19 protein-coding genes and 1 pseudogene are annotated in these 26,026 nt (G+C 68.6%); 10 read left to right on the plus strand and 10 right to left on the minus strand.

Annotation, left to right across the window (positions count from 1 at the left end):
- The first annotated feature begins 896 nt into the window (after window positions 1-896).
- Window positions 897-1,265 (plus strand): hypothetical protein, encoded by a 369-nt coding sequence (locus ACZ67T_RS36005; RefSeq protein ID WP_469989872.1) that lies wholly within the window; start codon window positions 897-899, stop codon window positions 1,263-1,265.
- Between the two features lie 120 nt (window positions 1,266-1,385).
- On the plus strand, window positions 1,386-1,838 hold the full coding sequence (locus tag ACZ67T_RS36010; RefSeq protein ID WP_469989873.1) for a hypothetical protein: 453 nt from the start codon (window positions 1,386-1,388) through the stop codon (window positions 1,836-1,838).
- Window positions 1,839-2,372: 534 nt separating this feature from the next.
- On the opposite strand, the pseudogene ACZ67T_RS36015 reads toward ACZ67T_RS36010, so the two are convergent.
- The 3 genes and pseudogenes from ACZ67T_RS36015 to ACZ67T_RS36025 all read right to left on the minus strand — a co-directional run.
- Window positions 2,373-3,103, minus strand: a pseudogene (locus ACZ67T_RS36015) (IS5 family transposase); the annotation flags it as partial.
- A 303-nt stretch (window positions 3,104-3,406) separates the two neighbouring features.
- Complete coding sequence (locus ACZ67T_RS36020) at window positions 3,407-3,868, minus strand: GNAT family N-acetyltransferase (protein WP_469989875.1); 462 nt, start codon at window positions 3,866-3,868, stop codon at window positions 3,407-3,409.
- Between the two features lie 652 nt (window positions 3,869-4,520).
- Complete coding sequence (locus ACZ67T_RS36025) at window positions 4,521-5,261, minus strand: class I SAM-dependent methyltransferase (protein ID WP_469989877.1); 741 nt, start codon at window positions 5,259-5,261, stop codon at window positions 4,521-4,523.
- Window positions 5,262-5,930: 669 nt separating this feature from the next.
- Between ACZ67T_RS36025 and ACZ67T_RS36030 the strand changes: the two genes are divergently transcribed.
- The 5 genes from ACZ67T_RS36030 (at window position 5,931) to ACZ67T_RS36050 (ending at window position 10,883) form a co-directional block, all read left to right on the plus strand.
- The gene (locus ACZ67T_RS36030; protein ID WP_469989879.1) at window positions 5,931-6,140 is read left to right on the plus strand and encodes a DUF6417 family protein; all 210 of its coding nucleotides are present in this window, start codon (window positions 5,931-5,933) and stop codon (window positions 6,138-6,140) included.
- Window positions 6,141-6,878: 738 nt separating this feature from the next.
- Complete coding sequence (locus ACZ67T_RS36035) at window positions 6,879-7,853, plus strand: hypothetical protein (RefSeq protein ID WP_469989881.1); 975 nt, start codon at window positions 6,879-6,881, stop codon at window positions 7,851-7,853.
- Window positions 7,854-8,172: 319 nt separating this feature from the next.
- A complete protein-coding gene (locus ACZ67T_RS36040) occupies window positions 8,173-8,832 on the plus strand; it encodes an NADPH-dependent FMN reductase (protein WP_469989934.1) in 660 nt (219 codons plus the stop codon).
- 313 nt (window positions 8,833-9,145) lie between these two features.
- Complete coding sequence (gene fabV / locus ACZ67T_RS36045; RefSeq protein WP_469989883.1) at window positions 9,146-10,354, plus strand: enoyl-[acyl-carrier-protein] reductase FabV; 1,209 nt, start codon at window positions 9,146-9,148, stop codon at window positions 10,352-10,354.
- 136 nt (window positions 10,355-10,490) lie between these two features.
- Window positions 10,491-10,883: a hypothetical protein gene (locus ACZ67T_RS36050; protein ID WP_469989936.1), complete on the plus strand. Its 393-nt coding sequence runs from the start codon at window positions 10,491-10,493 to the stop codon at window positions 10,881-10,883.
- A 1,483-nt stretch (window positions 10,884-12,366) separates the two neighbouring features.
- Here the strand turns inward: ACZ67T_RS36050 and ACZ67T_RS36055 are convergent.
- Window positions 12,367-12,699 (minus strand): hypothetical protein, encoded by a 333-nt coding sequence (locus ACZ67T_RS36055; protein ID WP_469989885.1) that lies wholly within the window; start codon window positions 12,697-12,699, stop codon window positions 12,367-12,369.
- Between the two features lie 192 nt (window positions 12,700-12,891).
- On the opposite strand from ACZ67T_RS36055, the gene ACZ67T_RS36060 reads away from it, so the two are divergent.
- On the plus strand, window positions 12,892-13,236 hold the full coding sequence (locus ACZ67T_RS36060) for a hypothetical protein (protein WP_469989886.1): 345 nt from the start codon (window positions 12,892-12,894) through the stop codon (window positions 13,234-13,236).
- 269 nt (window positions 13,237-13,505) lie between these two features.
- Complete coding sequence (locus ACZ67T_RS36065; RefSeq protein ID WP_469989888.1) at window positions 13,506-14,159, plus strand: TetR/AcrR family transcriptional regulator; 654 nt, start codon at window positions 13,506-13,508, stop codon at window positions 14,157-14,159.
- A 6-nt stretch (window positions 14,160-14,165) separates the two neighbouring features.
- On the opposite strand, the gene ACZ67T_RS36070 is transcribed toward ACZ67T_RS36065, so the two are convergent.
- The 5 genes from ACZ67T_RS36070 to ACZ67T_RS36090 form a co-directional block, all read right to left on the minus strand.
- Window positions 14,166-16,259, minus strand: a complete 2,094-nt coding sequence (locus ACZ67T_RS36070) for an ATP-binding SpoIIE family protein phosphatase (protein WP_469989890.1) — start codon at window positions 16,257-16,259, stop codon at window positions 14,166-14,168.
- Between the two features lie 199 nt (window positions 16,260-16,458).
- A complete protein-coding gene (locus ACZ67T_RS36075) occupies window positions 16,459-17,796 on the minus strand; it encodes a hypothetical protein (RefSeq protein ID WP_469989892.1) in 1,338 nt (445 codons plus the stop codon).
- A 504-nt stretch (window positions 17,797-18,300) separates the two neighbouring features.
- Window positions 18,301-19,380, minus strand: a complete 1,080-nt coding sequence (locus ACZ67T_RS36080) for a Zn-dependent alcohol dehydrogenase (RefSeq protein ID WP_469989894.1) — start codon at window positions 19,378-19,380, stop codon at window positions 18,301-18,303.
- Window positions 19,381-19,605: 225 nt separating this feature from the next.
- Window positions 19,606-21,057 carry an aldehyde dehydrogenase gene (locus ACZ67T_RS36085; RefSeq protein ID WP_469989896.1) on the minus strand — a complete coding sequence of 484 codons (1,452 nt, stop codon included), beginning with the start codon at window positions 21,055-21,057 and terminating at the stop codon, window positions 19,606-19,608.
- Window positions 21,058-21,232: 175 nt separating this feature from the next.
- Complete coding sequence (locus ACZ67T_RS36090; protein ID WP_469989898.1) at window positions 21,233-21,871, minus strand: TetR family transcriptional regulator; 639 nt, start codon at window positions 21,869-21,871, stop codon at window positions 21,233-21,235.
- Between the two features lie 327 nt (window positions 21,872-22,198).
- On the opposite strand from ACZ67T_RS36090, the gene ACZ67T_RS36095 reads away from it, so the two are divergent.
- Window positions 22,199-23,560 carry an MFS transporter gene (locus ACZ67T_RS36095; RefSeq protein WP_469989899.1) on the plus strand — a complete coding sequence of 454 codons (1,362 nt, stop codon included), beginning with the start codon at window positions 22,199-22,201 and terminating at the stop codon, window positions 23,558-23,560.
- A 252-nt stretch (window positions 23,561-23,812) separates the two neighbouring features.
- Here the strand turns inward: ACZ67T_RS36095 and ACZ67T_RS36100 are convergent, their stop codons facing one another.
- Window positions 23,813-25,711 (minus strand): alkyl/aryl-sulfatase, encoded by a 1,899-nt coding sequence (locus ACZ67T_RS36100; protein ID WP_469989901.1) that lies wholly within the window; start codon window positions 25,709-25,711, stop codon window positions 23,813-23,815.
- Window positions 25,712-26,026 lie beyond the last annotated feature (315 nt).

Below are 26,026 nucleotides of genomic sequence, written 5' to 3' on the forward strand. Positions count from 1 at the left end.
TGTACCGCCACGTTCTCAGCGGCCGCGACGTAACGGCGCACTGTGGTGGTCCACTTGGTGTCCTGCCCGCTGTTGGCGCCCTGCAGGTTGCACGTGATCAGCGGAGTGTTCCGCAGCGGTGCGGCCTGGACGGTCCTGCCGGGACGGCCACGAGCACCGCGGAGGCCGTAAGTGCGGCCAGCGGAATCCGGCTGTGATGGTGTGCCGGGGAGGCCTCGTTGCAGCAGCCGACTGCCCGGGGGTGGCGTCACGGGACGGTCCCCGCCAGGGGGTTCCCCTCGGTCTCCTCATGCATCTCCCCTGGATCGGATGGATTGGATCGTGCGGCTACGCGGGCACGCTCGAGCACGGTCCTCACCCGGAACATCAGCCCCTGAAGGCGCCGCATGGACCACCGGCCATGTCCGAGACATACACATCCGGTGCTGGTGCAGTTCAACTCGCCTTTGAGCGACTCCCGTTCAAGGTTCTGTGCTCTGGCAATGCGTCGACCGGACTCCTCATTCAGGACCGCACGTGGATCGACACCCCGACCATCGACCACATCAACGTGACGGACGCACGCCCCGACCTCTCCGTCGACGACCCCTCGGACGACCGGCCACCGAAGGCAAGCCCTCGCCATACCTCGACACCTAGGTGAAGGCGTACACGAAGAAGTAGCTGACCGAACAGCCCTCGTCGCTCACGGTTTTCTCGGTGCGTGACGGACACCCGGCGCCGCCACGGCATCGGGCAGCAGAACCCCATTGATTCGACGCAGGCAATCGACGAACTGAACCGACGGCTCGGGGAGCAGCTGCCGGCCGACCGCGCGCCCCGGCAGCACTGGGTTACCGTCGGAACCGTGGCCGGGCTGGGTCGCGTCTGTCTCCGGGACCGTGGAAGGGACGCCCGTGATCACCGACCCACCCCGCCCGCCCGGGCCGCGGCCCGCGGGCGATCCGCCGCGGCCGTACACGCCGCTGTGGCGACGGCTGCGGGAGGACGAATGGCCGTCGCTGGGTGAGGTGTTGAGGGGTCGGCGGGCGCAGGTGTCCCCCGGGGTGTTGCTGGTGCTGGTCCTCCCGTGCCTGTGGTGGCTGACCGTGCCGCTGCTGGTCGGCTACCAACTGGCCCGTGCGGCCCGCCGCATGGCGCGCCGGGTCTTCCCCGTACGCCCGGCAGGGCAGATCGTGGATCCCGAGGTGTCCCGGGTGCAGCGGGTACGGGCCTGGATGGCCCTCGTCATTTCTGTGGGGCTGCTGTACTCGTTCGGAGGCTGACAGGAGTTGCCGGGGCAGTTCCTGCAACATCTGCTGTTCGCCCCCTGGTTGGCACTGGTGAGTGCCACGATGGTGGTGGCACTGCTCTTCGGGGCAGCCAGGCCAGGGACACGGCGGGCCATGCGGACACAGCTGTGGCCGGCCGGCAGGTCGGCCCTGTGGTACTTCGGCGCCTGGACGCTGGTGCCGCTGCTGTTCACGGCGGCAGGCCAGGGGATGGGGCTGCTGCCCAGCGTTACCAGGGGGCTGTCCGGGCTGCTGCTCTGGGTGTCCGTGATGTTCGTGTGCTGGGCGCCGTTCTGGTGGGTGATCTTCTTCCTCTGCTTCGCGACCGGTCCGGCGCTGCGCCACGCCTTCAACCTGTCCGCCCTGCACACGGCGCTGCCCGCGCTGGTCACCACCGTTCTGGTCTGGGTGTTCGCCTTCATCCGCCTGTCGTCTGGCGGACTGCCGCCGGGCCCGGTGCCGCTCGCTGTCTGCGCGTTCCTCGGAGGCCCGGTGTCGGTGACGGCAGTGGCCTGGTGGGAGATCCACCGGCTACGGCAGCGGCACGGGGTGCGGTGGCGGGGTTAGGGCGAGTTGTGAAAGTCCCGTCGTCGCCGCGGAACCCCGCGTTGCGTCCGGCCGGGCACGCCTCCTGGGCAATGCGAACGGACTGCTCCTACGTGTCGGCTCACCGGCTGACCAGCTCCCAGAGCGTGAGGCCCGTGAACAGACAGCCGAACCCGAGAACTGGCACGATCCTCCAGAAACTTCTCCAGGCATCGTCGATCCGTGCGGTCCCCAGTGGGCCGGGAAGGTAGATCACCGGGGCCGGACCCCCACGCGCAGGCCCGAGCGCGCCGTTCCCTGGTCCCGGAACTCGCACATATGGCCTTGGTCGTCGACGAATTCGACCACAGCGTGTTGGGTGGGACCACTTCCTCCTGTGCCGGAACTCGACTCCTGGCGGGCCACAAGGCCCCTGGCGCGGATCCCGTGGCACCGCAAGCGGTAGTGGAGAACAGCCTCTTAGAGGTCCTAACAAAGGCGTTGGACGTGGCGGTGGGTGATGAGGCAGATGGCGAGGCCGAGGAAGGCCTCGTGAATGTCGTCGCGTCTTTCCCAGCGGATACGCAAGCGACGGAAGCCGTGCAGCCAGGAGATCGTCCGCTCGACGACCCAACGGAAAACTCCCAGTCCCGTGCCGTGCGGCTGCCCGCGTTCGGCGATCACGGGGCGGATGCCACGTGCCCGGACCAGGCGCCGGTACTTGTCATGGTCGTAGCCGCGGTCAGCGAAGAGCATGTCCGGTCGATGCCGTGGCCGACCGACGACGCCGCCGATGGCGGGGATCTTGTCGAGCAGGGGCAGCAACTGCGTGACGTCATTGCGGTTTCCACCGGTCAACGACACCGCGAGCGGGATGCCCTGCCCGTCGGTGATGACGTGGTGCTTGCTGCCCGGACGTGCGCGGTCGACCGGGCTGGGCCCGCTTTTGGGCCCCGCCGTGCCGCCCGGACGTGGGACGAGTCGATCACCGCCCGAGACCAGTCCAGCTGGTTCTTCGAGCGCAGTTCCTTCAGCAGTACCGTGTGGAGCTTGTCCCACACGCCGGCCTCGTTCCAGGCGGCCAGGCGCCGCCAGCATGTCATGCCGGAGCCGAAGCCCAACTCCTGTGGCAGATACTCCCATTGGATGCCGGTATGCAGGACGAACAGGATCCCGCACAACGCCTGTCGGTCCGGCACCCGCGGTCTGCCCTCGACCAGCTTCGGGCCCGGCTTAGGCAGTAACGGCTCTATGAGCGACCACAGTTCGTCCGACACGATCCACGGTCGCGACTGACGTTTCCCCATGAAGAGACCAACGACCCGACAAGCCAACAGTCACATGATCAACAGCTTTTGTTAGAGCCTGTTAGGCGCCGTACCCCATGGCGGCCAGGCTGATCACCAGGAACACCACCAAATCCATCGGCGTCCCCCTTCAGAGTCCCGGCGTGCCCTTCGGGGCATCTCATGCCCCTGACAGGGATGTCCCGCTGACCAGCGACGGTTCCTGGTGCACATGCCGGGGTGCGGCGATGGACCCCGCGGAGGCCGTACCACCACACACGGTCTGGCGGAGATCTCCAACGGATGTTGGCGAGCGGCGCTGTTTCAGCGCTGGACGGTGACGACCATCTGCGGCAGTACTCTGCCGGCGATGGAGCCAGAGGGGACGCTTCCCACACGGACCGCGCCCATTGCGCGGTAGAAGGGCTCGGCATTCGGGTCCGCGTCGATCGTGAACTGAGTAAACCCCAGGTCTCCTCCAGCAGCGACGGCGCGTTCGAACAAGAGCCGGCCGATGCCCTGGCCAATGGTCTGCGGCTCGACAAACATCATGCCCAGGACGCCTACGGGCGGCTCTCCCTCAAGAGTCGTGAAGCCCAGGATGTGGCCATCTCTGACAGCCACCGTGGCCCGTCGGCGTACGACCTCGCTCGCGGCAACGGTGAGTTCGGCCCGACAGGCTTCCAAGAACTCGACGTCATAGCCCCAATGCGCCTTGGACCGCAGCGCCAAGTCGGTGAGCACCTCGGCTTCCGCTGCCCGCGCAGGCCTGACCAGCACGTCCATCTGTCCCCCACTCAGGTGTAGGTCTTCCGATCTTCGCGCCCAGCAGTCGTGCGAGAAAAGCACACGACGGCCTTTGTCTGAACAGCATGAGCGCCCAGTCGGCCCTTGCTGGACGTTCGACTTGGCAGCACCCTCCGTCGCGGATGAGTGCCCCACAGGACGTTGACGCGTCGCCGTCGGGGCAGTGGCAGGACGGCCTGGATGCGATGGATGCGGCTCTTCCCTTCTGCTCGCTTGCGGTCTAAAACCGCTTGGAGTTGGGCTCGCACCAGAAGCTGACCAGTGCGGATGTGTAGAACGCATGCTGCAGGAGTCGGTGGTCGTGCAGTGGGCGGCGCAGATTTCCGCTGGTCTTGGCCCGGACCTGACCATCGAGACCCTTGCCCCCTGCCCCCTGCCCCCTGCTCCCTGCTCCCTGCTCCCTGCTCCCTGCTCCCTGCTCCCTGCTCCAATCGCAGACGTCACCGGGAGTGACTGCACCACACCCATTGGACCAGAGCCGGTTCTCGTGAACACAACCAGCCAGGATTCCGGTCGCCGTCATGCTGACCTGGTTCAGCGGATCCAGGGGGAAATGAATACACGGGCTTCATCGCAGCCGCCCCAGGCCTGCCCGGCGAGGGGATGTCTTCGCGTCTCGGCGCGGCGGCACTTACGGTTTGTGGGTTACCCAGAGCAGTTCCGCCGGCCAGCGGTGTGCCCAGTCGGGTGGGTCGGTTTCGTTGTAGCCGTTGGGTGTTCCGAGTTCGGGCCGCGGCTCGATGAGGTCGTCGATGATGAGACCCGCGCCGCGCAGGACCTTGACCCAGTCGCCGTAGGTGAGCTGAAAGCTGGTCGCGCCGCCACCTTCGGCGATGGTGTTCAGCCCGAAGTAGTCCCGCTGCAGCGTCGTGGTCACGCGGCTGGCGGCTTCGTCGTAGCAAGCTTCGAACCATGGGCTGGCGACGTTGAACACCAGGCGCCCACCGCGGCCCAAGACGCGTGCGGCCTGCGGGACGGCCAGGTGTGGGGGCGCCCAGCTGAGGCCTCCGAAGTCGCAGAACACCAGGTCGAAGCTGTCGGCGGCGAAGGGGAGTTGTTCGGCGGCGCCTTGCACCAGCGGATAACGGGCCGCTCCCATCGCGCCGGCCGCTGCGGCGAGTTGGGCTTCGGACAGGTCGAACCCGACCACGGTGGCACCCTCAGCGGCGAGCGCCCTGGACCACTGGCCGGCGCCGCAGCCGAGTTCGAGGACGCGCTTGCCGGTGACGTCGCCCAGGGCGTGCAGGTGCGCGTCAGGGATGGAGTACATGCCCCACAGCCGGGGTGTGGCGCCGATCTGCGGGTCGTGCTCGTGCTGGTAGACGCTGCTGATCTGGTTCCAGAGCCGCCGGTTGGCGGGGATGCTGTCCACGTGCCGACTCCAGCACTGCCTGCCGGGAGCGGTCAACCCGATTACGTCACTGTCCGGCCCTCGCCTCGGTCCGGCCCTGGCGCGGCCCGTGATCCGCCGGACGAGCCCTGGCAGTCGTCGCCCTCGCCGCCACACTTGTGGCAGGCGAGCAGTTCGGACGGGCGCCAGCACTACGGGACCCGCCTGCCAAGAACGCCCGCTGCAGTGGCACCGCAGAAACCGCCGGTGCGCAGGCGCCTGACACAGCGCCCAGCGGCACGCAGGCGCCGGTCGACAGGCTCGGCGGCACCCTCAAGCCGGACGCGACTACGCCGTCAGGCCGCTGCCTGCGACGCCGCTCGCCGCGTGACCGTCCCCGGGGGGCCTGTGTTCCCATGCCGGTACGAGATCTGTCTCGGCAGCTTGTGGCAGCCGCCTCGTCGAAACGGGAGCGGATCTCGTCGTAATGGGTGCCGGCCCAGTCGATCAGCGCGGACACGGCGTGGAGTGGCAAGGTGCCCAGGTCGGTGTGCACGTACGCCCCCCGCGGCAAACTTCGGCGTACGCAGTCCTAGTGACGAGCCCGTCGCCCACGCTCGAAGCGAGCCGCCATTGCGCTCTCCGAGCCCTCGTCGTGCATGCAGGCGTGTCTGCACTCATGGTGGTCCGGTCAGTGCGGATGATGCAGGCATGACCCACACCAACGCTGCCCCCGCACTCGACGGCCTCCCTCCCGCTCAGGAAGCCCTCGACCGCCGCCTGGAGATCCTTACTCTCACCGAGGCGCACGACTTGTTGCGCCTGCTCACCCTGATCGCAGTCGAAGAGGAGGACGAGTTGTCGAAGGAGGCCAGCTGGTTCGCCCGCGAGATCAGCGCACGGATCCCTTCGGAGAACTGACACCCCAACCCGCGGTGTCCCAGTCCAGGAGCTTGTCCCAGGGACACCGCATGGTGTCCGTGAGCCGTGCTTGCCCGGCCGTCGGTTCTGCCACCGACGGGCGAACAACTCCTCTGGCGTCGCGGCGTCGGCGAGCTGCTTGACGGTGCGGTAGGTCATCCCGAGCGCGACCTGCCGCTGGACCGAGCGACGACTATTCCCTGCCATAAGCAGTGCGTGGACAGCAGCGTGCCGAGCCCGGTCCGGTAGGCGAACCGGTGCCCGCGTCGCCACGGCGAAGCTGACGAGTCCGCGAACGGGACGGCCTCGGAATCGGGTTGAGGTGCCGCGCGCCCGGACGTGTAGGCAGCGGCGACGCTTCGCTCGGCGGCCTCGGCCACGTTGTGCCAGACGTGTCACCGGACCGCGACCTGGACAACCGGCGGCGCTCCGGCAGCCGCACCCTCAGCACAGAACAGCGCGGCTCGCGCCGCCCGCGAACAGGCACCGGCTCCGTTCCCTGGCGTACGCACCACGGACGTCCTCGCCCGACCCCAACTCCCGCCTCGGTCCGCGCCGTTGCCCTGACCGGCCTCGGCGCTTCGCCGGAGCGCTGACGGGTATACACGTATGTGGCGCGACGGGCAAGGCGGCGCGACCGGCAACAAGCACAGCCTCTGTCACCCGATGTGCCACTACACTGCGCCGTGGCGCCACAGGGCACACACAGCAACTGGCCGAAAGCGAACGGGGAGCGGCATGGCTACGGGGGGATGGGGGCCGGGAAACGGCCCGGGTCAGCCTGGCGGCAACGGACCGGGAGGCCAGGGCGGCTGGGGCGCTCCCTACGGACCACCGCAGGGCGGCCCGTACGGTCCGCCACCACCGAATCCGGGCCCGTACCCGCCTCCGTACCCGAACCCGTACCCGTACGGCCCCCAGCCCACGAGGCCCGCCGCCCGGCGCCGTCGCGGCTGCCTGTCGTTCGGCGGTCCCTTCGGGCTCATCGGCGCGATCCTGCGCTCCGCGCACCGCGTAGCCACCAGGCTCTTCGCGCAGGAGGGTGAGGGCCGGATCGTGGACCGCGCCGTGGACCGCGTCCAGTTGACCCGTACAATCCTCGGTGCCGCCGCCACCATCGCCCTGATCCTCGCCTACAACGTGGATCCGAACCGCTGGGAGGACGCGGCGTACGGCGGTGCCGCCCAGCTCATCCTCGCCCCGTTCGTGCTGATCATCGCCGCGCCCCTGGTCATCCTCGGATTCATCTACTACGCACCCCCGCACCTGCGGCCGCATCTGCGCTCCCGGCTGCGCGCTCCGCTCAAAGCGGTCGGCTGGTACGTGCTGACGTTGGTCGTCATCGGCGGGATCCTCGTCCCGACGGCCCTGACCGTCAACGCCGATGACGGGAAGGACTGGTGGGAGTACGTACTGGCCGTCGCCTCGCTGATCGTGATCGTGTGGGGCCTTCCCTTCTTCTTCATGGCGTCGCTGTACTCGGCCCGCAGTGCCTTCAACAGCGCCCAGGTCCACCCGATGCTGCCACCTGTCCTCACTCTGACGCTGGTGTGGGTGTTCGCGGCCTTCAGCGTGATCGGCGACGGCATGCCGGGGGGCCCACCCCTCGTCCAGCTCTGCTCCGTGCTGGGCGGGCCATTGTCGGTGACCGCCGTCTCGCTGTGGGAACTGCGGCGGATGAGGACCCGATTCGGCGTCACCCTGCGGGGCTGATCCGGCTTCGGCGGGCCCCGCTCTCAGGTGAAGCGCGGACCTTCGGTGAAGGGGGGCGAGGGTTGGCCGATGATCCGCGGGAGTCAGGTCAAGGACGTGGGTCACCCCCACACATGTGACCTCCGGAAATCTGCCCCTGCGGCCGGAGCGATCGCAGCGACCAACCAACCTCACACCTTGCGATCAGCCGTACTCCGCGTTCCTTCGTCTACGGCTGGTTCCGCTGCCCAGGAACCGCAGTGTGTCGTCCTGGCCGAAGCGCCGGGCTGAGGAAAACTGGCTGCCGAGGACCACCGTCCGGCGAGGAGGGGAGCACAGCATGACCATCGATACTCAACCGGATCCCGTTCGCATCCTGGTATTCGGCGCCGCACTGCGCGCCGGGTCCACCAACGCACGGCTCGCCTCGCTGGTGTCGAACCTGATCGCCGAAACCGGTGCCGAGGTCACCCTCACCAGGATGCGGGAATTCGACATGCCGCTGTACGACGGCGATGTGGAGGACTCCGAGGGACTGCCCGTCGGCGCCTTGGCCCTGTGCGAAAGAATCAAACGCTGCGATGCGTTCGTGATCGCGTCACCCGAGTACAACGCCTCCGTTCCGGGACTGCTGAAGAACGCCATCGACTGGGTCTCCCGCGTACGACCGCAGCCGTTCAAAACCAAGCACGCGCTGCTGGTTTCCACCTCTCCGTCGATGATCGGCGGCAACCGCGGTCTGTGGGCACTGCGGGTCCCGTTGGAACACCTCGGGACACGGGTTTACCCCGACATGTTCAGCCTGCCCCGCGGGCATGAGGCATTCACCGAGGACGGCCGACTCACCCACCCCGGCTCCGACGAGCGGCTCGCCGAGACCGTCAGCGGGTTCATGCGGCTGGTACGTGCTGACGTGGAGTTCGTGTGCTTGCAGCGCCGCTGGTACGAGTTCCCCGGCGATCGCACCGACGCCCCAGCCACCCACCGAAGCGAAGAGTGACCCGTGTGTGCTGAGCTCGCTCATCAACCTCCGGTGTCCCGGTCCCGTTCCGGGAGGCGGTGACCCTACGGACCCGGCCTGCCGACTCGAATACTCAGCCCGACAGGTCCATCCCTCACAAGTCCATCCCTCATCGGACGGGTCCGGTGCTCAGTCACACAGCTGGAGCTAGTGGGAACCCTCCAAGCCCGGCTGGACATCGTTGTGCCGGTAAAGATCACCGTGTTCGTCCGCAGCACCGCAGACTTACGGGACGGGGTCGCCGAGGCGGCCGCCGCGTCCTTGTCCGTGACGACACCTGGGGCACCACACCGTGAGCGAACGCGTCATTGCGCCCAAGAGCCGGGGCTTCCTTTTTCTCGACTCCCATCCCGGTGGCTGCGAGCACCTGGTGGACGAGATGTGGCAGGCCGTTCCCACCGTGGTCACTGACGGGGGCGAAGGGCCGGTGGCTCTGGTCATCGGCTCGTCCGCCGGGTACGGCCTGGCCGCAACGATCGCGGGTCTGGCCCGTGTCGGCATCCGTGGCATCGGCGTGTGCTTCGAGAAGGCGCCCGCGCGGCGTACCGGCACGGCTGGCTGGTATCGCACCGCCGCCACCGCCCGGCTCGCCCAACAGCACGGGCGAGACATGGTCTTCCTCAACGGCGACGCGTTCAGCGACGCTGTGAAGGAGCAGGTCGCCGACCTCCTGGCCGAGCGGTTCGGGGGCCGACTCGACTACCTGATCTACTCGGTGGCCGCTCCTCGCCGCACCGACCCGGACACCGGCACCGTGTATGCCTCGGCGCTCAAGCCGGTCGGCGCGCCGTACACCACGAAGACCCTCGTCTTCGACGAGCACGGTGCCCCGGAGGTCAAGGACGTCACCACCGCGCCGGCCGAGGGCGACGACATCGAACAGACCGTGGCGGTGATGGGCGGCACCGACTGGGAACGGTGGATCACCTTCCTGGCCGACCGCCGCCTGCTCGCCGACGGTTTCACCACCGCCGCTCTGTCGTACATCGGCTCGCCACTCACCGCGGCGATCTACCGGCAGGGCACCATCGGCGCCGCGAAGTCCCATCTGGAAGCCACGGCACGCACGTTGGACGAGCGCCTTGGCAAGACCGTGGGCGGCCGGGCCGTGACCTCGGTCAACGCCGCAGCCGTCACCCAGTCCTCCACCGCCATCCCCGGCATCGCCCTGTACGTCGGGCTGCTGCGGGGTGTCCTCGGTAATGCCATGGTGGCTCCGATCGGTCAACTGGTCGAGTTGTGGGACCAGCTGACCGGCGCCCGCCCCCTCGACCTCGACGACGAGGGCCGCATCCGCCTGGACACTTGGGAACTCGACCCCGCTGTACAGAACACGGTCGCCGAACGCTGGAGCACTGCCACCAGCGACAGCATCACCGAACTCGCCGACCTCGACTGGTTCAGCGACGAAGTCCGCCGCCTCTACGGCTTCGCTGTCCCCGGCGTCGACTACACCGCCCCGGTCGAAACCGACGTCCTCTGGCCCACACCCATCATCTGACCCGCGCCACGAGCCCAACCGGAACGCGTGGTGGCGCGGGTGTCATCGGCTGCACGGGCGCGGAGGAAGGCTGTGGGGCGGCCAACGGCGCCCAGGCTCTTGGCTGTTGGTCGCCGGCCGTGAGATCGTCACGCAGGTGACCGATGCTGATGGGGAAACGATTTCGGCACGACCGGACGACCGCACCGCGTCCGTTCTGCGCTTCACGGTGGAACTCGTCGCCTGGGTGGCGACTCCCTGGGCGCTGGCCGGCCATTCATGGTTGCTTGCCTCCCTGCCCGTGGTGCTCCTGATCGGCCTTCCCACGTGCTTCTCCACTCCCGGCGACAAGGCGAACGTGATCATCGCGGTGCCGGGCTGGGTCACGATCCTTCTGGTACTTCTCCAGCTTGCCGCTGCCGTGGCATCCTCGTGGCTGGCCTGGCCTGCATGGGCGGCGGGTCTCGTGACCCTGCTGGCTGCCGCCACCCTGATCACGGAGGGCCCACGCTGGCGGTGGCTGACCTCCGGCGACCGAGTCGCCACGTGAGGCAGTCATCCGCCCACTGAAGCGCTCGGTCACACCGGGTTCGGGGCGCCTGCCCTGGGACTGGATTCTTCAATCCCGCCTGGTTCTCGGCCCGCTGACCCATCCCGACTGAGCTCGAGGAGTTGGGCTTCGAGGTTGGCGCTGCGTTTTCGGCGAACCGGGGGTTGGAGCGGGCGCTTTGGCGCGGGGACAGGCCGATGACCCAAAGATGTGCGCCGTCCATGTCGGGCCGCTGCCTGCCCCGGCCGCTCAAAACATGGGTGATCGGCAGCCGGTCAGGGTGGGGTGAGACTGAGAGGTGCGCAGGTGCCGCGTATTCGGCGTGTGAGTTCGACGAACCTGCGTATGCGAGGGATCCGCTGCACCCTTCCCGCCGTCAGTTGGCCACTGAACCTGGAACCCAAACCATGGGGGAGGTCAGCCTGTCGCCCAAACTTGCATCACCCATGCATCAGCCCCCTGCCGGCAGCACAACGGCGCTCCGCACAGGGGGCACATAGGACGGCTGGAAGACGGGAGCGAGGTCAGGCTCGGAGTGCGGCCGACCAACACCAAGAGCCGGCGGGACAAACTCACCGATGACAAGCCCCAGCAACTCGCGGACCTCGGGCTGACCTGGGGGGCTCATGGAAGGGACGCGTCATGACTGGGGACAGCTCTGAAGAGCAGCGGGGACAGGCGGCCGTACGGTGGCACGGCCTGAAGTAGATGACCACCCCGTTCCTGCCATGCCTTCCTCTCATTCCGTGGTGCCCCGGTGCGCCGTGATGGCCGTTATGCCCGTGCCGGCCCGGCACGCCTGTCGGGCCGGTAGGGCCAGGCGGGCCGGAGGGGCCGGAGGGGCCAGGCGGGCCGGGCAGACCCTGCCGGATGCTGTTCCCCTGGAGGGCGATGCGCCGTGCTTGGAGTTCGTCGAGCTGCTCCTGGTGGATGGCGATCACAGCTGCTTGCGCGACGAGCATGATGGTCAGCACCGCGCCGAGTGCAAGGCGGCCTTGCGGGCTGCGCCACGCCTCTTTCATACTTCCCACATCATTCCTCACGTTATGCGATGACAAGGAGCACAGGGCAAGGGCGCGGCAAAGGCGGACCTCTACGTCGAGCGCCCTTCCGGGGGCGACCGGACACCCACTTCTGCCGATCACTGCGGAGAGGGACCGAAGTAACGACACGGGTACAGCGCAGGCGGGTGTTCGGAACCATATTCACCTACATCGGGCGCCCCTTCGGCGCGCGGAGAAGCCCAAGATGTGTCACGGGCTTCGGCGTCTGTTTTCAGGCCACAACCGCCATGGATGCAACGGACCGGGAACGGCCCCCTACGACCGCTTGACGATCCCGCGCCGTGCCACCGGCGCGTCCGGCACTGTCGGCGGCGCTGCAACCCGTCCGGGCACTGTCCACGACTCCGACTGCGTTGGCCGGCCCCGCGGGCGGACTACCCTCCGTGCACACCGGAAGATCCGGCCAGTGCGGCCGAGGTCTAACTTGCAGCCGGCGCCGGCGGAGCGACGGCATCCTTGCCGTTCGCGCCATCCTTACCGTCCTTCCCGTTCACGCCGTCCTTGCCGTCCTTGCCGTCCGTGCCGTCCTTGCCTGCCGGACCGATAGGGCCACCGGGACCCGAGGGACCCGCGGGACCGGACGGCCCTGAGGGGCCAGGCGCAACGCTCGCCTGGTCGTCGACGGGCTGCATCCGTAGGTCGTCGATCTGCACTTGCTGGGCGACGAGCAGAGCTGACTGTGCGACGAGCGCGACGGTCAGCACCGCGCCGAGCACGAGGGGGCGCCGCGGACTACGCAGCGCTTCAATCACGCTTCTCACATCATTCCTCACGCTATGTGACGGCGAAAGTGTAAAGGACCAAGGTGTGGCGGGGGTGGACCTGCGCGTCGAGTGTTTTTCCCACGGCCGCTGCCGAGGTCTGTTTCGGTGACCGGCGCGGTGTCCCGGCCGTGCGTTTCGCCGGAGAGTCGGTCGACGCCGAACCAGCGCTGGCCCATCACCGTGGGCGCACCGGTCGACACCGTCGTGATGCGCACCCACCCCGAACCAGGAACCGATAGCGAGCCACGCGGCATCATCCTGCTCATCACCAGCCAGGACCGCCTGTGGGCCCTGCCCGAATACGGGGATGTCGGCAGGCTCACCGCTGTCATCGAGCACACCGTGCGGCACCCCGGCCAGACCGTACTGACCGTCGGCCTGCACCCCAGCCTCAACCGACCACGGATCGGCGCGCTCGAGACCCTGCTGAACGCGGACCCGCGCAGCAAACCGTGGATCCACCTCGCCGCCCACGTCGGAGCCGAGCCCGACGAGGGCTGCCGCTACAGCAAGCACCCGGCCTGACCAGACGGCGTCACCCGCGTCCACCCGGACGACCGGGTCATCGTCAACTGGCGGCCCGCCTGCGTCCATGGCACGCACGTCATGATCGCCCCGGAGGCTCGTCTCGCACCGGTTGCCCCTGGCTCGGGTGAATGACGCACTCGGCCTCGTGCGCAGCGGCGAGGCCCTGCGCGTCATGCTTGCCACCGACTGAGCTCCGAAGCCGCAGGTGGTCGCCGGTCTGCCGTCGCCGACAGTGACCATCTGCCGGTCCCCCGTAGACTTTCCGCATGTCACAGCACTCCCGCCCGTCCCGTACCCGGCGCGTGCAGCAACGCGCCCTGGACACTCGGGAACTGCTGCTCGACACGACCGTCAACGTGCTGGTCGACCAGGGTTACGCCGGCTTCTCCACCAACGCGGTCGGAGAGGCCGCCGGTGTCACCCGGGGCCGGCTCGTCCACCACTTCCCGACCAAGCTCGCGCTCCTCGAGGCCACCCTCGACCACTTGGTCGAGCGCTACCGGGCACGCATCCCCCTGCACCTGCGACTCATCACCGAGGGACCCGCGGAAGGCCGTCTGGTCCGAGCCCTCGACACCCTGTGGAGCCTGAAGCGGACCCGCGAGTACCAGGCATGCCTGGAGCTCATGGCCGGGGCCCGGGGAGACGAGGAACTGCGTCGCGCCCTGCGTGCGTTCGAGCGCAATCTCAATACAGCGCTGTCCGAGGCGGTCCACGGGCTGGCCGGCGCACGCGCCCAGCAACCGGGCTTCGAGCCGAGTCTCACCACCACCATCCACGCCATGCGCGGTCTCCTGCTCACTGCACGAGCTCTCGGCCTGGACGACGGGGACCTGGAGGCCGAGTGGTCGGCCATGCGTGGCCGCCTGGTCCTGCTCTTCGAGGAATTCGCCCCGGACGGAACTGAAACGACCCCGTGACGGCCGTCAGGGATTCGGCAGCTCAGCCCAGATCGTCTTGCCGCGGGCGGAGTGGCGCGTGCCCCAGCGCCTGGCCAGCATCCCGACAAGGTAGAGGCCGCGGCCTCCCTCGTCGGACTCGTCGGCGAGACGCAGGTGGGGTGCCGCGCTGTTGGAGTCCGTGACCTCGCAGGTGAGCGCGTCGCCACGGATCAGACGCAGGCCGATGGTGCCCTCGGCGTAACGAACGGCGTTGGTGACCAGTTCGCTGACGATCAGTTCGGCACCGGGGATCACGTCATCCAGCCCCCATTCGGCCAGTCGGCCGGCAACCAGCCGCCGGGCCCTGGAGGCGCTGCGCGGGTCGTGGGGCAACGTCCAGCCTCCGAGGTCGTGGGGGCCCAGTGCGTGGGTGCGGGCGAGGAGCAGCAGGGTGTCGTCCTCCGGGCCGTCGGGCAGCACGTTGGTCACCAGCACGTCGCCCAGCTGCCGCAAGGGGCGCCCCCGGGCCCGGTCCAGGTGGTGTATGAGGATGGGAAGTCGATCGTCGTCCCGAGCCGTGCTGCGCACCAGGCCGTGGTTGAACAGCGCGAGCACACTGTCCGTCGGCAATTCGACCGTCGTCGACCGGTACGAGGCGGCCCCACGCCCCAGCGCCGGACCGGGAGCCAGGTCCAACAGGTACGGCGCTGACTGCGGGGGCGTCACCACAGGCGGCGGGTGCCCGGCGCTGACGGCCTCGCACTGCAGGGTCACCGGGTCGTACACGACGTACAGGCAGCTCGCCGGCGGGCCCTCGTCCATCTCGCGGTCGCGCGGCGCAGGGCCGTCGGTCTGCGCCGGGAATTCCGCCGGCCCCTGTTCCATGGCGACGCCGGCCGTCAGCTCATGCAGCCTCGTCAGCAGTTCGACGGGCTCCATGTCCATAGCAGCGAACGCGTGGACTGCAGTGCGAACTTGACCCATCGCGGTGGCTGCGCGTAACCCACTGCCTCGTACGTCACCCGCCACCAGCGCCACGCGGGAGCCGGACAGCGGAATCACGTCGAACCAGGCTCCGCCCGCCGCCACGGGCAGATACGTGTAGGCCGTCTCCACTGCACGCGTGGCAGGCATGCGACTCGGCAACAATTCCCGCTGGGCGATCCGGGCCAGGGTTCGCTCCCGCGTGTAAAGACGCGCGTTGTCCAAGCAGAGCGCGGCCCGCGTCGCCAGTTCCCCGGCCACGTCGGCGTCCGCTTCGTCGAACGGCTCCGACTCCCCCGCACGATAGAACGCGGCGAGACCCAGAACCACGCCGCGAGCGGCGAGGGGCACCACCAGCAGCGAGTGCACTCCAGCGCGCCGGAACAAATTTGCCCGGTCCGGGTCGTTCGACAGCCACGCCGCCGAGTCCTCACCGCCGAGATCGTTCACTACGCGGGGGGTCAGATCGGCGAGCGCGTAGGCGTACGGTCTGCCCTGCCTCATCACGCGCACGCAGCCCACCTCATGCACGCCGTGCCTGCCCGCTCGCCCCGCCGTCGCGAAACCCGCCCTACGTACGGTGACCGGGTCAAGGAGCGGCCCCGGCGCGGGCGCGTCGCCGTGCAGCACGGTGTCGAGCACGTCGACGGCGGCCGCGTCCGCGAGGCCGGCGACCGCGCTCTCGGCCAGTTCCTGCGCGGTGCTGAAGACGTCCAGCGAGCTGCCGATCACCGAGTCCGCGCGCTCCAGCAGCTCCAGTCGCTTCTCGGCGGTCTCGCGGGCCGAGATATCGGTGACGGTCACGGCCAGGCCGAGAGGTTGCTGGTCCCGATCGCGCAAGGGATAGGCCGAAAGGGAGAGCGCCCGCCGCTTTCGTCGGTCTTCGTGCGCAGCCTCCACCAGACAGCGCAGGTTGCGAACGGGCTCACCTGTTGCCAGGGATGTGCGCAGCGCCCGTTGCACGTCGGGAAGCAACAGGCATGCCTCCAGGGAAACCCTCTCGTCCGTGTCAGCCAGGGCCGGCGTCGCGGGAGCGCTGCTGTCGAAGCGCAAGCTGCACAGGTCGGCGTCCAGAATGTACAGGCCGCCCGCTGCCTCGGCGTACAGAACATCGAGAAGCGCCGCTGCCCTCTCCGTGCCCAGTTGACGCAACACACCCGGAGGTGCAGACGTCGGCGGCCTCTGCCCCTGCGGGCCCTCTGTATCTTCCACGCCTGGCAGATCTCCCGTGATCTCCCCCGCCTCGGTCGCATCTCCCCTCTCACGATGCCAGGGAGGGAGCCCCTCCGCCTCACAGGGCGGTGGGGCACGGATCGGACGCCCCGGCCGAAGCACAGGCGGCTCACCGAACTGATCAGGAGCTGGATGCCGACGAGGTGGGGCTGTGACTGCCCTTCGGTGCGGCGGTGCTCAGGCCGAACTGGGCGGCCTCCAGGGTGCCTGTGCCAATGCCCGAGGCCTGTGTGCCGGCGACGGTGAGGGTGAGGTCGTTCGTGGTGGCGTAGCGGGTGTACCAGATCTCGTCGATGCCCAGCTTGTCCAGGGCCGTTTTCTGGGCCTGCGTGGGCTTGGTGACGTATTGCTTGCTGACAATCAGCTGGTTGGTGTCGGTGAAGGTGACGTCGGCCTTGTCGTTGCCGTCGTGGTAGCTCCAGTGAACCTTGCTGTAATAGTCCTTGGGGTATGCGCGGTCGGGGTACGTCTTCGGGTCGGACTCCTTGGCTGTCACCGTCTGCGTGCCGTATGCGCCGACCATGCGCTTGCCGCTCTTCGTGTCGTCCACCAGGAAGACGGGGACGACCGCGGAGTCGTACTCCTTGCGCAGGTGGAGATCGGCGCCGATCACCGCGTACTGGTCGACGCTGCCGCGGCCCCAGCGCCAGTGCTCGACGCCGTAAGGGAAGGGCTGGTTGCCCCAGTTGTGGTCGTGATAACCGTGGCCGGTGAAAGAGCGCCTCTTACCGTTCACGGTGATGCTTCCCGTGGCGGTGCCGGACGGCACCACGGCCAGCCAGCCGAAGTAATTTCCGGTGTCGCCGAAGTAGATGAGGCCGGTGCCGGGCCGGAAGGGCTGCACGAGGCTCGTCAACGTCAGATCGACGCCCACGTCGCCCAACTGACCCGTCATGTGGTAGGTCTTCAGGTCGCCTGTGAAGGTGAAGGGCCCCAGACGTACGTCGCAGCGGTCCTTGGAACTGGAGAACTCGTCCCAGGCGAAGGTGTGGGTTCCGCCGTGGCTGGTGCCATCGGGGTCGGTCACGATGACGCTGGACTTGGGTTTGCGTCCGGCCTCACCGGGCTCGGGGACGAAGCCGTCGTCAAGCCGGGTACTCAGGGTGAAGGAGACGACAGTGCCGTCCTCGCCGGTGAAGTCGGAGTACCACCACTCGAAGACGTTCGGATCGTCGTTGTCAGCGGCTGTGCGGAAGCCGTCCTCCCAGAGCTCAACGGTGTCGCGCTTCAACCCCACCCGGGCAAAGTCGGCGTCGGTGTGGCCGTAGCCGTTGGCTGTCAGACCGCTCCCTGAGGCGCTTGCACCTGGTCCCGTCGGGCTGGGCGAGGCCGCGGCGGCCTCGATCCGACGAGAACTGGAGCAGGCCGACACCGCCAGGCCGGAGACGACCGTGACCAGTCCCGCGGCTGCCGTGCTCCGCAGGAACGCGCGGCGGGACGGCGTGGAGTCTTCGTGCATGAGGGCGCCTTTCACGACGAGCGGGAAGGGGCGGTCGGTAGCTACGGCACTGCCACCAGCGGGCCGTGCCCATGTGCCTGACCGGACTTCGCCGTATCGAGCAGGCGAGTGGGGGCAGATGTGGGCGCCGTGCCTGCCGGCCTGACCGGGTGCCCGCAAACCGGTGAGCCGACCTCGTACGGCTGTCACCGTCGACGCCATAGCTGCTCCGGCGTCTCCTGGCTGGTCCCAGTCAACGTCTCCGAGGGCGTGAGGGCATGCAAAGCGACTGCGAACGGGTGAAGAACTGGGACGGTGCCCGCGTTCCGACTCAACGACGGCGTCCCCTCCGTGCCCCCTTCCCCCTATACGTGTATGCGCCTCGCTCTTCCCTGCTTCACCGGCGGGTTCGGTCGGTCCCGTACGCCCGACCGCTCCGATGCCGCGCGCGACACGGCAGGAGCCCGGCCTCCCCACCCGTGGGAGGGCGGTGCGCAGGGGGCCGGGCGGCTCGAGGTGGCCTGCTCAGCCGTTGGTGAGCATGACGCGGAGAGACTCGCCGCTGCGCATGAGGTCGATGGCCTGGTTGACCTCGGTGAGCGGCAACCGGTGCGTGACCAGCGCCTCGAGGTCGATGCGGTTGGCGCGGACTAGGTTGATGATGCGCCCGTAGGTGCGGACGACATCGTCGCCGCCGTAGATGGAGGGCACGATGCGCTTGGCGCTCGCGAACAGCTCCAGAAGGTTGATGGGCAGCATGTCGTGCACTCCGCCGACGCCGACGAGGCAGACCGTGCCGCCGCGGCGGGCGGCCTCGTAGGCGGAGCGCACCGTGTCGGGCCGGCCGACGGCCTCGATGACGTGGTCGAAGCCGAGGCCGCCGGTGAAGTCGGTGACTGCATCCTTCAGTTCGTCGGGGGTGACGGCGGCGGTGGCACCGAAGTCGACGGCCCACTTGCGGCGTCCGGCGACCGGGTCGATGGCGACTACGTGCGCGGCGCCCGCGGCCTTGGCGCCCATGACGGCACTGATGCCCACGCCGCCGCAGCCGATGACGGCCACGGTCTCGCCCGGCTTGACGTCGCAGGAGTTGATCGCGGCACCGAGACCGGTGGTGACGCCGCAGCCGATGAGGGCGGCGGCCTCGTACGAGACGTCGTCCGGGATCGGCGCCGCGAACCCGGCCTCGAGGACGACTTCCTCGGCGAAGGTGCCCGCACCCATGAAGCGGAAGAAGTCAGTGCCGCGCGAGCGGAAGGCGGGGATCCCGACGGCCGCCACACCACTCATGCACAGGTTGCTCTCGCCGCGGTGGCAGTGCTCACAAGCACCGCACGCGGGACGCCAGTTGACGATGACGCGGTCTCCGGGCTTGACGTGCGTGACACCGTCGCCGACCTCAAGGACCTCGCCGGCGCCCTCGTGTCCGAGGACCATGGGCGTGGCATTGGGGATGATGCCCTTCATCCCGGAGAGGTCGGAGTGGCACAGGCCGGTGGCCTTGATGGCGACGCGGACCTTGTTCGGACCGAAACCGATGGTCTCGACGTCGTCGCGGATTTCGAGCTTGTCCTGGCCGAGTTCGGTCATCAGGGCAGCAAGCATGGTGGCTCCTAACTGGCGCGTTGATGGGGTGCGGCCGGGGGGCCGGGGTGATCGTGGGGGGGGGAAGGTCCGGTCGGCCGGGGGTACGGGGGGACCGTCCGGCCGACCGGGGTCTGTGGGGCCCGGGACCGCCGCTCGGAGTTCGTCACGCGAGGGCGGGTGCCGGGGGCCTTGTGGCTCGGGCACGCGTTGACCTACCCGGGCGCGCGCCCGGGTCCGCCCGGGTCAGCTCTCGGGCAGGGCGATCGCCTTCTGCTCCAGGTACGCGGTCAGGCCCGGGGCTCCGAACTCGCGGCCGATGCCGGAGTTCTTGTAGCCGCCGAACGGCGCGGTCAGGTCGATGGCGAAGCCGTTTACCGTGAAGGTGCCGGTGCGGATTCTCCGAGCGATCTCAAGGCCGTGGTGGATGTCGGCGGTGACGACGGCGCCGGAGAGGCCGAAGTCCGAGTCGTTGGCGATCGCGACGGCCTCCTCCTCGGTCTCGTACGGCATGAGGCAGATGACGGGCCCGAAGATTTCCTCGCGGGCGATGCGCATGTCGTTGGTGACATCACCGAAGAGCGTCGGCTCGACGTACGCACCTGCTTCGAGGCCGTCGGGGACGCCGCCTCCGAGCAGCAGCTTGGCGCCCTCTTCCTGGCCGATGCGGATGTAGTCGAGATTGCGCTCCTGCTGGCGCTTGCTGACCAGGGGGCCGACCTGCGTCTCGGGGTCGAGCGGGTCGCCGACCTCGAGCACGGCGACCGCCTCGGTGATCTTGCCCGCCAGCTCCTCGTAGCGCTCGTGGGGCAGCAGGATGCGGGTGAGGGCCACGCAGGCCTGGCCGTTGTTGAGGTACGAGCCGGTCATCACAGTGCGCACGACGTCGTCCGCGGCGGCGTCCGGCAGGACGATCGCGGCCGACTTGCCGCCGAGCTCCAGGGTGACCCGGGTCAGGTTCCTCGCGGCGACCTCCATGACGCGCTTGCCCGCGCCCACGGAACCGGTGAACGCGACCTTGTCGATGCCGGGGTGCGACACCAGGTACTCGCTGACCTCGCGATCGGCGGGCAGGACGCTCAGCACACCTTCGGGCAGGCCGGCCTCGGCTGCGACCTCGGCGAAGAGGTAGGCGTCGAGGGGGGTCTCGGGCGACGGCTTGAGGACCACGGTGCAGCCGGCGGCCAGGGCCGGGGCGAGCTTGGAGGCGGAGGTGAACTGGGGCACGTTCCACGGCACGATCGCGGCGACGACGCCGACGGGCTCGCGGCGTATGACCAGTGGGGTCCGCATGCCCTGCTTCTCCTCCTCGAAGGGGAATGCGGCGGCGACCTGCGCGGTCACGGCGAAGTGGCCGATGGCGCCCATGACCTGGTTGGTGAGCGACCAGGAGATCGGAGAGCCGTTCTGCCGGCTGATGACCTGGGCGAACTCCTGCGCCCGCGCACCCATCAGCTTGGCGATGCGGTCGATGACCTCCAGACGCTCCTGGACCGCCATGCGGGGCCAGGGGCCCTCGTCGAACGCCTGGCGCGCGGCAGCAACAGCACGGTCCACGTCCTCGGTGGAGGCGTGCGGCACACGGCCGATGAGCTGCCCGTCGTGAGGGGAGACGACCTCGATGACATCGGTGTGCGCGGGTTGCACCCAGTGGCCACCGATGAAGATTTCGGTGTGCTCCATGACCTCGGCAGACATGGCAATCTCCTCGACTCTCCGCCCTGACTCCAGGGGCGCTGCTGCGTCCGGCGTCTGCGCCGACCCGAATAAACGTACAGTGCTGACTGTTTTTTTCCTACAAAACAAACAACGCTGACTGTTTTCTGGAGCATCCTCCAACCGTCTACCCCCAGGCGGGCAGAACCCCGGCCGATCACAGCCGGGGTTCTGGGCAGGGTGCGTTACGTACGGGGGCACGGCGCACAGTTCGCGGCCGGTACTCGACCACCGTCAGCGCCAATGCCACGTAGCGCTCGACAAGCTCCTCCAGGGACACCTGTCCGCCCGGCCGGTACCACTGGGCGACCGCGTTGCACATCGCGATCACGGCGCGCCGCGCGTCGTCAGGGTAGGGGGTCAGGAAGACACCCTCCTTCACGCCCCGCTCCACGACATCACGGAACTGCTGAGTCCCGCGGTCCTCGTTCTTGCGGTAGCGCGCCAGATGCTCGGGCTCCAGACTGCGCCCCTCGGTCAGGACGATGCTGCTCTTGACGGGATGTTCACTGCGGAACCGCACGGTGGCGGCTACCAGCGCCTCGAGCCGTTCGGCCGGATCGTCACCGGCCTCCGCCAGCGCCGCCTCGCACGCGCCGAAGTAGGCATCGAGCCCCTCGTCCAGGATGGCGACGAGGAGTTCCTGCTTGCTCTTGTAGTAGTAGTACAGCGCCGAGAGACTCACGCCGGCACGCTGGGCGATGTCACGGATCGACGTACCGCCGTACCCGTTCTCGGCGAACTCCGTACGGGCGGCCTCAATGAGTGCCTTGTGGCCTGCCGGTCGAGTGGGCACGGTTCTCCGATCTCCTGCGGACCTCTTGAGTCCCCTTACGCGCCGGCAACTGAACGATCGTACAACCGCCGCGAATGCCGCCACCGTACCGCTGTCGCCCCAGGCAATCCAGCTACAACCCCTCCCCCATCCCCCACGACCTGCGAGAACCCCTAGAACAATTGATAAGCACACTCCACAAGGCGTGGACACATCTGATACGAATCGCCCCCTTTTATCCACCTCGCCGAGATTCAATGGCGCGATCCCTTGTGAGCCTCCTCCCACTTAGTTAACGTTCGATCAATTCTTTCTCCCTCTCGCACAGCGACCGTCTGGAGATGCCCCATGCCCCGCACCACTACCACTCCCATGCCCGGGCCCGTGAACGCCGTAGACCCGGCAGCCCCCGCGAAGGGCAAGGCCGCACTCGTGGTCGCCCTGCTGTTCTGCTTCATGCTCGTCAACTACGCCGACAAGGTCGTGATCGGCCTGTCCGGCGTCGACCTGATCTCCGAACTCGGCATCACCAAGGAGCAGTTCGGGCTGGTGCAGAGCAGCTTCTTCTGGCTGCTCGCCGTGGGCTCCATCCTCGGCGGCATGCTCATCGGGCGCATCAGGGCCCGCTATCTGCTGGCGGCCGCCGGCCTGCTGTGGGCCATCAGCATGGCCCCGATGATGGGCAGCGTGAGCTTCGGGCTCCTCATCTCCTGCCGGGTGCTCCTCGGATTCGCCGAGGGACCGGCCACGGCCATGGCCACCTCCGTCACCCACAGTTGGTACGCCCCGAACAAGCGGGCGATCCCCACGTCCGTCGTCGTGGCCGGTGCCGGCTTCGGGCCACTGGTCGCCTCCCCCGCGCTGACCTGGGTCATGCTGCGCTGGGACTGGCACACCGCGTTCAGCGTGCTGTTCGTCGTCGGCATCGCCTGGGTGCTCGCGTGGGTCTTCGGCGGCGGCGAAGGACCGATGGCCGGCAGGCACGCCGCGGCCGCCGAGGCCTCCGTCCTGCCCGAGACCGTCCCGCTGCGCAAGCTGCTCGGCACCCCCACCGTCATCGGTCTGCTGGTCCTCTTCTTCACCTCGTACTGGAGTATCGCCGTCAAGGTCAGCTGGCTGCCCCTGTATCTGCGCGAGGGCCTCGGCTACAGCGCGAGCGAGACGGGCACGCTCGTGGCCCTACCGTACGCCGCGTCCGCGCTCTTCCAGATCGTGGTCGGTGTCACCTCCGCGATGCTCTCGAGACGCGGGACGAGCAGCCGTGTGGCGCGCTGCCTGTTCGCCGCGGCACTTGCGGCCGCCGGCGGGCTGAGCACGATCGGCTTCTCGCTGCTCGGCCGGGGGCCGCTGCAGCTGGTACTGATGATGGGTGGTGCGTCCCTGACCAGCGCCGGGTACGGCATCGCCTTCGCCGCGATCTCCGATGTCGTGCCGGCTCGCCAGCGCGGCATCATCATGGGCATCGTGGTCGCGGTCTACAGCCTCGGTGGCATCATCGCCCCGCTCGTTCTGGGCGGCCTCGTCGAGTCGGCCGCGACGCCGGCCGACGGGTACGCGCACGGCTTCCTGGTGATCGGTGTGCTGGTCGTCATCGGCGCCGTCGCATCTGCGCTCCTGACCGACCCGGAGCGCGACGCCCTGAAGCTCGCCGCGCTGCCGCGTCCCACGGCGAATCCTGCAGACGCAGCAGACACACCCGGCGCTTCCTGACCTACAGGCAGAGCACGAGCGGCCCGGACTCTCCCGAAGGGAGGTCCGGGCCGGCCCTATCGATGATCAACCAGTGGAACAATCGACAGACTTTGGACGGTACCGGCCGAGACAGTACACACGTCCGTCCTGGACAAGCCGGCCGTGGCGCGTCTGCGGTACGCGGGGCAGCCGGCCTGAACTTCGGCAGAGCACGACTGTGGCCGCACATTTCCCTCGGGATGTGCGGCCACAGCTGTCTGCCTCGGTGGCTTACGGCAGCGCGAGCGGGAAGCCCTTGCGCGGGGCCTGCAGAAGAGCGAAGAACGTGGCGAGCACGCCCGGGTCTCCCTCGATTCGGACACCCGCTTCGGCAAGCGTGGTGCTGCCTGCGAGCACGCCCACCAGAACGCTCAGTTCGGTGCGGACCGTCAGCTGCGCCCGCTCGCCTCCCGGAGCCTCACCGTTGATGGGCGTGAGCACACCGTTGGCGAGCAGGAGCGTCCACACGTCCGGCGACGAGTCCTCGTTTGTCGTGGCTCCTGTGGCTCCCGTCGCTTGCGTCGCGAACTCCCAGCGCATGACGAGGCGGTGCTCGGCCGCACGCGGGCCGTCCACCCGCACCGCGAGAGCCTTGAACACCTGGTCGGCGGGCAGTCCCCAGGCCATTCCGCCGCCCGATCCGGAGCCGCTCCCCAAGGCATCCCCCTCGGAGAAGTCGCGCAGGTCGCGGGCGCCGGACAGATAGAAGTTGCGCCACGTGCCGTTCTCGCAGACGTGGGCGAGCTTCTCGAAGGTCTCGGCCTGCAGTTCGCGCGCCTCGCGGTTGTCAGGGTCGGCGAACACCACGTGATTGAGGACCTCGGCCGCGAACCGCAGATCACCGGAGTCCACCGTCTCGCGTACCTTCTTCAGCACCGCCTCGGCACCGCCCATGAAAGCCACGTACCGCTCGGCCGCCGCAACCGGCGGGTGCTGCCAGAGATGGGCGGGGTTGCCGTCGAACCAGCCCATGTAACGCTGATAGACCGCCTTGGAGTTGTGGCTGAGCGAGCCGTAGTAGCCGCGCGCGTGCCAGGCCGCGGCGAGCTGCGGCGGGAACTCGGCGAGCTCCTCGGCGATCTCCGGTCCCGTCAGCCCCTGGTTCATCAGGCGGACCGTCTGGTCATGCAGGTACGCATAGGCGTCTCGCTGCTCGGACAGCATCCCCAGGAGCTCCTGGCGCCCCCACGTCGGCCAGTGGTGGGAACCGATGAGGACGTCGGCGCGGCCCGCGAACAGGGTGACCGTCTCGGTGAGGTAGCCGGCCCAGGCCTGTGCGTCGCGCACCAGCGCGCCGCGCAGTGTCAGGACGTTGTGCAGGGTGTGGTTGGCGTTCTCCGCGACGAGCAGGACCCTGCGCGCAGGCAGGAAGAAGTTCATCTCCGCGGGCGCCTCGGTGCCCGGGGTGAGCTGGAACTCCAGTCGGGCGCCGCCCAGTTCGAGTATCTGCCCGGTCTCCGTGATCAGATCGGTGGGCGGGACGAGCCCGACCTTGCCGCTGGAGGTGCCCTGTCCGAGACCGAAGCCGATCGCGGCGTCGGGGGCCGCCGGCAAGCCGACGCCGTACATGTACTGGGCGCGGCGGAGCATGGCGGGGCCTGCGACGACGTTCTCGCTGATGACCTCCTCCATGAAGCCCACGGGCGCGACAATGCGTACGCGCCCCTCGGCCACGTCGACGTCGGAGACGACGCCGCGCACTCCGCCGAAGTGGTCCGTGTGGCTGTGCGAGTAGATCACCGCGGCGACCGGCAGGTCCGCGCCACGGTTCCTGCGGTACAGGTCGAGACCGGCCGCCGCGCACTCCTCGCTGATGAGCGGGTCGACGATGACGAGGCCCTCGGTGCCTTCGATGATCGTCATGTTGGAGACGTCGAAGCCGCGGATCTGGTAGACGCCTTCGACGACCTCGAAGAGCCCGTGCAGGGAGTTGAGCCGGCCCTGACGCCACAGGCTGGGGTTGGCGGTCTCGGGGCAGTCCTCAGCGAGAAAGGACCAGCGTTCGTTGTCCCAGACGACGCGGCCTTCGGCGTTCTTGATCACGCACGGCGTCAGCGTGTCGAGCCGGCCCCGGCAGGCGTTGGCGAGATCGGTGGGGTCGTCCCAGTCGAGTCCGGGCGCTGCGGTCATGGTGCCTCGATTCTTGGCGCGATGAGAATTCGGTCGGTGTGGAGTCGTAGTGAGTCAGGAGTGGGGCTCATGCCGCATGTGCTGCTGTGCGGTGTGGTGCGCCACCCTCTGCCGCGTGAGCAGGTACGTGGGAGCGCACCCGGACCCGGAGCAGAAGGCACGGCGAACGACGGGTCGAGGTGAACCCGGCACCAGCCGCCGGTGCCTCGGGCCCGGGGCGGATGAAGGACGCCGTCGATGATCGGTACGGCGGCGCCGGTGGTCAGCAGACCCGATGCGCGGCATGTGTCACGCGTCCGGCCGTAGCGGCAGGGG

The organism is Streptomyces sp. NPDC107517, from assembly GCF_055582645.1.